Source organism: Streptomyces sp. NPDC060198, from assembly GCF_042728415.1.
Lineage (GTDB): Bacteria > Actinomycetota > Actinomycetes > Streptomycetales > Streptomycetaceae > Streptomyces.
Genome location: NZ_JBHWZJ010000342.1, coordinates 1 through 7,520, shown reverse-complemented (window position 1 = coordinate 7,520; position 7,520 = coordinate 1). Strand labels below are relative to the sequence as shown.

Sequence of the window (7,520 nt, the reverse complement as noted above, 5' to 3'; positions counted from 1 at the left end):
CTCGGGTGTGCTGGAGGCTCTGGCCTATTCGCACCAGCACGGCATCGTGCACCGGGACATCAAGCCCGCGAACGTCATCATCACGAACTCCGGCGCGGTCAAGGTCATGGACTTCGGCATCGCCCGTGCGCTGCACGGCGCGCAGTCGACGATGACGCAGACCGGCATGGTCGTCGGCACGCCGCAGTACCTCTCTCCGGAGCAGGCGCTCGGCAAGGCCGTCGACCACCGCTCCGACCTTTATGCGACCGGCTGTCTGCTGTACGAACTGCTGGCGCTGCGGCCCCCGTTCACCGGTGAGACGCCGCTCTCGGTGGTGTATCAGCACGTCCAGGACATTCCGCTGCCGCCCTCCGACGTCTCGGACGCCGTGCCGCCGGAGCTGGACGGCCTGGTGATGCGGTCGCTCGCGAAGGAGCCGGACGACCGGTTCCAGAGCGCCGAGGAGATGCGCGGACTCGTCCAGTACGGCCTGCAGATGCTCCAGGTGCAGGGCGGCCACACGGGCACGTGGAACACCGGACCGGTCGCCGGGTACGACGGAGCCCGCACCCAGGCGCAGGGTTACGCCGGCGCGACCCAGGTGATGGGGGCCGGCGGCTACGCCTCGCACGGGGACACCTCGAAGGGGCCGATCCTGCCCCCGGCGAACCCGGACGACGGCGGCTACGGCGGCGGTTACAGCGGTTACGACGGCGGCCGGGGGGACGGCGGCGGCAAGAGCAAGATGTGGCTCCTCGCGGTGCTCGCGCTGGTCGCGATCGGCGTCGGGATCGCCATCGCCGTCAACGCGTCGAGCGGCAACGACACCGACAAGGGCCGGGTGGAGCAGACCACGTCCGACTCGCCTTCCCCGGACGAGACCTCGGCCGAGCCGAGCGACGATCCGACCACGGAGACGCAGGAACCGGAGGACTCCTCGGGCGGGCAGTCGAAGTGGTCCGAGGAGCCGACCTGGACGCCGACGCCGACGGAGACGAAGCCTTCGGACACCCCGAAGCCGACCCAGACGACGCAGGCGCCCGCCACGTCCACCGGTGGCGACGACTCCGGCTCCACGGGCGAGACGTCCGAGGAGCCGACCACGGACCCGACGGGTGACGACGGTGACTCCGGCGCGCTGGGCGGCCTTGTCGGTGGGGGCGACCCCACCGCGGATCCCACCGATGCGGCGAGCACGGCCGGCAGCACCACCTGATCCCGGGACGCCGGCCGGGGCGGGCGCGAGGGCCGCTCAGGCGGTGAACGCCTCGTTCACCGCCTCGTACTCCCGGGTCCACCACACCACCAGGGCCGACACCGCAGGGAACTGCGGGTCGGCCCTCCGGTCTCCCAGGGCGTAGCGCCAGCGCAATATCCAGAAGTCGTTGAGCCGCTCCCACCAGACCCGGTGCACCGCGGCGGCGAGTTCCGCCGAACCGACCCCGGCGGCCTCGCGGTAGGCGCGCGCGTACGCCTTGACCTTGTCCAGTTCCAGCTTTCCGGCCGGCTGCACGAAGAAGATCGCCGCGGCGCGTACCGCTTCCTCGGCGCGCGGCTGTACGCCGAGCCGGTCCCAGTCCACGATCGCCACCGGGTCGCTGCCCCGGTAGAGCAGGTTCAGCGGGTGGAAGTCGCCGTGCACCCAGCCGTGGGCGGGGCCCACGGGGGTCGGTGGGCGGCGGTGGGCGTGGCGTTCGAGCAGCGCCCTGCGTTCGACGAGGCGGTGCACGGCCAGCTCGTCGAAGGCGTCCAGCGGGGTGTCGCGGGGGCGTACGCCGCGCGCCGCGTCGAGCAGCTCGTCGATGAGGGCGAAGGTGTCGGCCGGATCGGGGCTGCCGTGTCCGCGCCGCGTGGTCTGCGTGCCGCTGCCGGGGCCCATGACGTGTTCGAGTCCCGTGTGTACGGCTCCGAGGAGCGCCCCGAGACGTGTGGACTGGTCGGGGGTGAGCTGGGCGCCGATCCGGTGACGGCCGTCGACCCAGGGGTGCAGGGCGAAGCAGTGGCCGTCGATCACCGTGACGGTCTCGCCGTCCGCGTCGGCCAGTGGGGGTGCGACGGGGACGCCGATCGACTGGAGGCGCTGGGTCGCCCGGTGCTGACGGGCGATGAGGGAGCGTTCGCCGGTGGCGTCGTCCAGGTGCTGCTTGTCCAGGTGGTGCTTGAGGAAGTACGCGCCGCGCGTGGTGGCGACGCGGTATCCGTGGTTGAGCAGTCCCTTGGTGATCGGCTCGCAGGCGAGCGGTTCACCGACCGCGGGATAGCGGCGCATGACCTCGCCGACCGGAGGCTGGGGAGGATGGGTTACATATGAGCGCGGCACTTACCAGATGGTAGATCACGCAACGTGGCCCGGATGCGGACTTGAATTCCAGCCCAGAGTGTGCCAAGAGGCGAACCGCGGGTGCAGCCGGAGGTACACCGGATCGAAGGTCTCGCCGTTGACCTCGGCCGGCGGGGCGCCGAAGCGGGCGCGCTGGACGCGGGAGGGTTCCGTCAGCTCGGCGGTACCGGTGAACTGAACGGCCCACAGGTCGCGGTCGCCCGGGGCGGCCGTGTTCAGGTTGTCGGCTCCGTAGGCGACGACGCTGCCGTCGCAGGCCTCGTGGTGGCCGAGTCCGCCGTGCATGCGCAGCAGGAGCTGCCCGTCGCACACGATGTGACGGGCGGGGGCCAGCAGCGGGAGGGCACGCCTGCTGGCCGCCAGCCGGCCGTACGGGACCCGGCCCAGCAGCTCGATGGCATGCGATTCCTCTGGAGACATGCCTTCCACTGTCCGACGGCGCCCGGCCCGCGCGTAAGGGCCGGCGGCCCCGTGCACACCGGGACCAAGGGCCCGAAGGTCCGGGGGTTTCTGCCGGAGCTCCGGCGCCGGGTCAGCGTTCGCCCTCGGCCTGGATCCGGGCGACGTACGCGGCGGCCTGCGAGCGGCGTTCCATGCCGAGCTTCGACAGGAGGCTGGAGACGTAGTTCTTGATGGTCTTCTCCGCGAGGTGCAGGCGCTCCCCGATGACCCGGTTGGTGAGTCCCTCGCCGATGAGGTCGAGGATCTTGCGTTCCTGGTCGGTCAGGTTGGCGAGCCTGTCGTCGCCCTTGCTGTCCTTGCCGTCGCGCAGCCGGGCCAGCACCCGGGCCGTGGCCGCCGGGTCCAGCAGCGACTTTCCGGCCGCCACGTCGCGTACCGCGCTCAGCAGCTCGTTGCCCCGGATCGCCTTCAGGACGTATCCCGAGGCCCCGGCCATGATCGCGTCGAACAGGGCCTCGTCGTCCGCGTACGAGGTGAGCATCAGGCACTTGATGTTCTCGTTCTGGGAGCGGATCTCCCGGCACACCTCCACCCCGCTGCCGTCCGGCAGGCGCACGTCCAGGACGGCCACGTCGGGGCGGGTGGCGGGGATGCGGACCAGGGCGTCGGCGGCGGTGCCGGCCTCACCGACGACCTCGATGTCGTCCTCCACCGCGAGCAGGTCGTGGACGCCCCGGCGGACTACCTCGTGGTCGTCGAGTAGAAATACGGTGATTTTTCCATCTTCGGACACATTCGCAGTCTCACACACTCCGCTCCGCTCCGCCCTTCCCTGCGCCGTGCCCCCGGGATAACGTGCCGTTGTTCCGGCGGCCTGCCAGGCTGTTACCAGTGCTGTGACCAGCGAGAGTTCGGGTTTTCGCGATTTACTTGGAAATCCAAGCAAAAACGCAGGTCAGAGAGGGTTTCGCGTATATGCGACCCACTGGGTAACGTGCCTGTGACAGGGTGCTCGCCGGGGCACCTGTCACGCCTGTTCCCGGCCGAGCGGCACCCACCCCGTGCACGGGTCCGGACACAGGCGAGCCGCACTGGTTCCCGGCAGACCCCGGGGTCCGGACCGACGGAGGAGCACGCACGTGACCGTGGAGAGCACTGCCGCGCGTAAGCCGCGACGCAGTAGCAGCAGCAGGCGCACCAGCGCCGCGAAGGCACCACAGAGTTCCGAGCCCCAGCTCGTACAGCTCCTGACGCCCGAGGGCGAGCGGGTGGAGCACCCCGAGTACAGCGTCGACCTCTCCCCCGAGGAGCTGCGCGGGCTGTACCGGGACATGGTCCTGACCCGCCGATTCGACTCCGAGGCGACCGCCCTGCAGCGCCAGGGCGAGCTGGGCCTGTGGGCGTCGCTGCTGGGCCAGGAGGCGGCGCAGATCGGTTCCGGCCGGGCGCTGAACGACGACGACTACGTCTTCCCCACCTACCGCGAGCACGGCGTCGCCTGGTGCCGCGGGGTCGACCCGACGAACCTGCTCGGTCTGTTCCGCGGCGTGAACCACGGCGGCTGGGACCCGAACAGCAACAACTTCCACCTGTACACGCTCGTCATCGGCTCGCAGACCCTGCACGCCACCGGCTACGCCATGGGCGTCGCCAAGGACGGCGCGGACTCCGCCGTGGTCGCGTACTTCGGCGACGGCGCCACCAGTCAGGGCGACGTCGGCGAGGCGTTCACCTTTGCCGCGGTCTACAACGCCCCGGTCGTGTTCTTCTGCCAGAACAACCAGTGGGCGATCTCCGAGCCCACCGCGCGCCAGGCCCGGGTGCCGCTCTACCAGCGCGCCCAGGGCTACGGCTTCCCCGGCGTCCGCGTCGACGGCAACGACGTGCTCGCCTGCCTCGCCGTGACCAAGGCTTCGCTGGAGCGGGCCCGCAGGGGTGAGGGCCCCACCCTCGTGGAAGCGTTCACCTACCGGATGGGCGCGCACACCACATCCGACGACCCGACGAAGTACCGGGCCGACGAGGAGCGCGCCGCGTGGGAGGCGAAGGACCCGATCCTGCGGCTGCGCACGTACCTGGAGAAGCAGAAGCTCGCCGACGCGGCCTTCTTCACCGCCCTGGAGGCGGAGAGCGACGCGCTCGGCAAGCGGGTACGAGAGGGTGTCCGGGCGATGCCGGACCCCGAACCCCTCGCCATGTTCGAGCACGCGTACGCCGACGGGTCCTCGCTCGTCGACGAGGAGCGCGCCGAGTTCACCGCCTACCAGGCATCGTTCGCCGAGGAGGAGAACTGACCATGGCCGCGGAAAAGATGTCCATCGCCAAGGCGCTCAACGAGTCGCTGCGCCATGCCCTCGACACCGACCCCAAGGTCCTGATCATGGGTGAGGACGTCGGCAAGCTCGGCGGTGTCTTCCGGATCACCGACGGGCTCCAGAAGGACTTCGGCGAGGGCCGGGTGATCGACACCCCGCTCGCCGAGTCCGGCATCGTCGGCACGGCGATCGGCCTGGCCCTGCGTGGCTACCGTCCCGTCGTCGAGATCCAGTTCGACGGCTTCGTCTTCCCCGCGTACGACCAGATCGTCACGCAGCTCGCGAAGATGCGCGCCCGCTCGCTCGGCAAGATCAAGCTGCCCGTCGTGGTCCGTATCCCCTACGGCGGCGGCATCGGCGCGGTCGAGCACCACAGCGAGTCGCCCGAGGCGCTGTTCGCGCACGTCTCCGGCCTGAAGGTCGTCTCGCCGTCGAACGCGCACGACGCCTACTGGATGATGCAGCAGGCCCTCCAGAGCGACGACCCGGTCATCTTCTTCGAGCCGAAGCGGCGTTACTGGGACAAGGGCGAGGTCGACACCGAGGCCATTCCGGTCCCGCTGCACCGCGCCGTCACGGTCCGCGAGGGCAGCGACCTCACGCTCGTCGCCTACGGGCCGATGGTGAAGGTCTGCCTGGAGGCCGCCGCGGCGGTCGAGGAGGAGGGCCGGTCGATCGAGGTCCTGGACCTGCGGTCGATGTCCCCGATCGACTTCGACGCCATCCAGACCTCGGTCGAGAAGACCGGCCGGCTGGTCGTCGTGCACGAGGCCCCGGTCTTCTACGGCTCCGGCGCGGAGATCGCCGCCCGGATCACCGAGCGCAGCTTCTACCATCTCGAAGCACCGGTCCTGCGCGTCGGCGGCTACCACGTGCCGTACCCGCCGGCCCGGCTCGAAGACGAGTACCTGCCGGGTCTCGACAGGGTGCTCGACGCCGTCGACCGCTCGCTGGCGTACTGAGGAGAGGGGTCGTGACGATGACCGACACATCGGTCCGTTTCCGTGAGTTCAAGATGCCCGACGTGGGCGAGGGGCTCACCGAGGCGGAGATCCTCAAGTGGTTCGTCCAGCCCGGCGACACCGTCACCGACGGCCAGGTCGTGTGCGAGGTGGAGACCGCCAAGGCGGCGGTGGAGCTGCCGATCCCGTTCGACGGGGTGGTGCACGAACTGCGCTTTCCCGAGGGCACCACGGTCGACGTCGGCCAGGTGATCATCTCGGTGGACGTGGCGCCCGGTTCGGCCGCCGACGCACCCGCGCAGGAAGCGGTGACCGCTCCGGCGGAGCCCGAGGCCGCTGCCGCCGCCCCGGAGGAGGCGCCCAAGGGCCGGCAGTCCGTGCTGGTCGGTTACGGGGTCTCCGAGGGTTCCACCAAGCGCCGTCCGCGCAAGGGCGCCGAGCAGCCGGCGGCTGCCGCGCTCCAGGCGGTCCAGGGCGAGCTGAACGGCCAGGGCGCCGGTGCCGCACAGGCGGTGGCGAAGAGCCGCCCGCTGGCCAAGCCCCCGGTCCGCAAGCTCGCGAAGGACCTCGGCATCGACCTGGCCTCGGTCACCCCGACCGGCCCGGACGGTGTCATCACCCGCGAGGACGTGCACGCCGCCGCCGCTCCGCCGGCGCCCCCGGCGGCCGTTGCCCCCGCGATGGCGGAAGCGCTCGACGAGCACGCGCCGTACGACACCGGAACGTACTACGGCGCTCCGGCCGAGGCGCCGCAGCCGGTGGCGCAGGTGCCGGGTGCGCGGGAGACCCGCATCCCCGTCAAGGGGGTGCGGAAGGCCATCGCCCAGGCGATGGTCACCAGCGCCTTCACCGCGCCGCACGTCACCGAGTTCGTCACGGTCGACATCACCCGCACGATGAAGCTCGTCGCGGAGCTCAAGGAGGACAAGGACCTCGCCGGGGTCCGGGTCAACCCGCTGCTCCTCATCGCGAAGGCCGTCCTCGTCGCGGTCAGGCGGAACCCGGGCGTCAACGCCGCCTGGGACGAGGCCAACCAGGAGATCGTCCAGAAGCACTACGTGAACCTGGGTATCGCCGCCGCCACCCCGCGCGGACTGATCGTGCCGAACATCAAGGACGCGCAGGACAAGACCCTGCCCGAACTCGGTTCGGCACTGGCTGAGTTGATCTCCACCGCCCGCGAGGGCAAGACCTCCCCGGCGGCGATGGCGGGCGGCACCCTCACCCTCACCAACGTGGGCGTCTTCGGCGTGGACACCGGCACGCCCATCCTCAACCCGGGCGAGTCCGCAATCCTCGCGATCGGCGCGATCAAGCTCCAGCCGTGGGTCCACAAGGGCAAGGTGAAGCCCCGTCAGGTCACCACGCTGGCGCTTTCGTTCGACCATCGCCTCATCGACGGCGAGCTCGGTTCGAGGTTCCTGGCGGACATCGCCGCGATCCTGGAACAGCCCAAGCGCCTGATCACCTGGGCCTGACCGCTCATACAGGTACGAGGTGGGCCCGCACGCAGCAGCG

Annotated in this window: 7 protein-coding genes; 4 read left to right on the top strand and 3 right to left on the bottom strand. The window is 70.7% G+C overall.

Annotated features, from left to right (window positions below; translation table 11 throughout):
* A partial coding sequence (locus tag ACFWEP_RS28595) for a protein kinase (RefSeq protein ID WP_387374235.1) occupies nucleotides 1-1,198 on the top strand: 1,198 nt, incomplete at its 5' end.
* Nucleotides 1,199-1,234: 36 nt separating this feature from the next.
* On the opposite strand, the gene ACFWEP_RS28590 is transcribed toward ACFWEP_RS28595, so the two are convergent.
* From ACFWEP_RS28590 to ACFWEP_RS28580, 3 genes are all read right to left on the bottom strand, one after another.
* Entirely contained in the window at nucleotides 1,235-2,251 is a 1,017-nt protein-coding gene (locus ACFWEP_RS28590) for a phosphotransferase (RefSeq protein ID WP_387374239.1), read from the bottom strand.
* Nucleotides 2,252-2,317: 66 nt separating this feature from the next.
* Nucleotides 2,318-2,743: a pyridoxamine 5'-phosphate oxidase family protein gene (locus ACFWEP_RS28585; RefSeq protein WP_387374234.1), complete on the bottom strand. Its 426-nt coding sequence runs from the start codon at nucleotides 2,741-2,743 to the stop codon at nucleotides 2,318-2,320.
* Between the two features lie 112 nt (nucleotides 2,744-2,855).
* Nucleotides 2,856-3,518, bottom strand: a complete 663-nt coding sequence (locus ACFWEP_RS28580; protein ID WP_387374232.1) for a response regulator — start codon at nucleotides 3,516-3,518, stop codon at nucleotides 2,856-2,858.
* Between the two features lie 346 nt (nucleotides 3,519-3,864).
* On the opposite strand from ACFWEP_RS28580, the gene pdhA reads away from it, so the two are divergent.
* From pdhA to ACFWEP_RS28565, 3 genes are read left to right on the top strand one after another with little or no spacing between them, the layout of a single operon-like run.
* The gene (pdhA, locus tag ACFWEP_RS28575) at nucleotides 3,865-5,019 is read left to right on the top strand and encodes a pyruvate dehydrogenase (acetyl-transferring) E1 component subunit alpha (RefSeq protein WP_387374230.1); all 1,155 of its coding nucleotides are present in this window, start codon (nucleotides 3,865-3,867) and stop codon (nucleotides 5,017-5,019) included.
* Nucleotides 5,020-5,021: 2 nt separating this feature from the next.
* A complete protein-coding gene (locus ACFWEP_RS28570) occupies nucleotides 5,022-6,002 on the top strand; it encodes an alpha-ketoacid dehydrogenase subunit beta (protein WP_387374229.1) in 981 nt (326 codons plus the stop codon).
* Nucleotides 6,003-6,019: 17 nt separating this feature from the next.
* Nucleotides 6,020-7,480, top strand: coding sequence for a dihydrolipoamide acetyltransferase family protein (locus ACFWEP_RS28565; RefSeq protein ID WP_387374237.1), 1,461 nt, complete (start codon nucleotides 6,020-6,022; stop codon nucleotides 7,478-7,480).
* The last annotated feature ends 40 nt before the right edge of the window (nucleotides 7,481-7,520 follow it).

Bases quoted from the DNA above. Each gene is read 5' to 3' on its own strand.
- ACFWEP_RS28565 (WP_387374237.1), top strand. From the start codon at position 6,020: ATGACCGACACATCGGTCCGTTTCCGTGAGTTCAAGATGCCCGACGTG.
- ACFWEP_RS28590 (WP_387374239.1), bottom strand. From the start codon at position 2,251: ATGCGCCGCTATCCCGCGGTCGGTGAACCGCTCGCCTGCGAGCCGATC.
- ACFWEP_RS28585 (WP_387374234.1), bottom strand. From the start codon at position 2,743: ATGTCTCCAGAGGAATCGCATGCCATCGAGCTGCTGGGCCGGGTCCCG.
- ACFWEP_RS28570 (WP_387374229.1), top strand. From the start codon at position 5,022: ATGGCCGCGGAAAAGATGTCCATCGCCAAGGCGCTCAACGAGTCGCTG.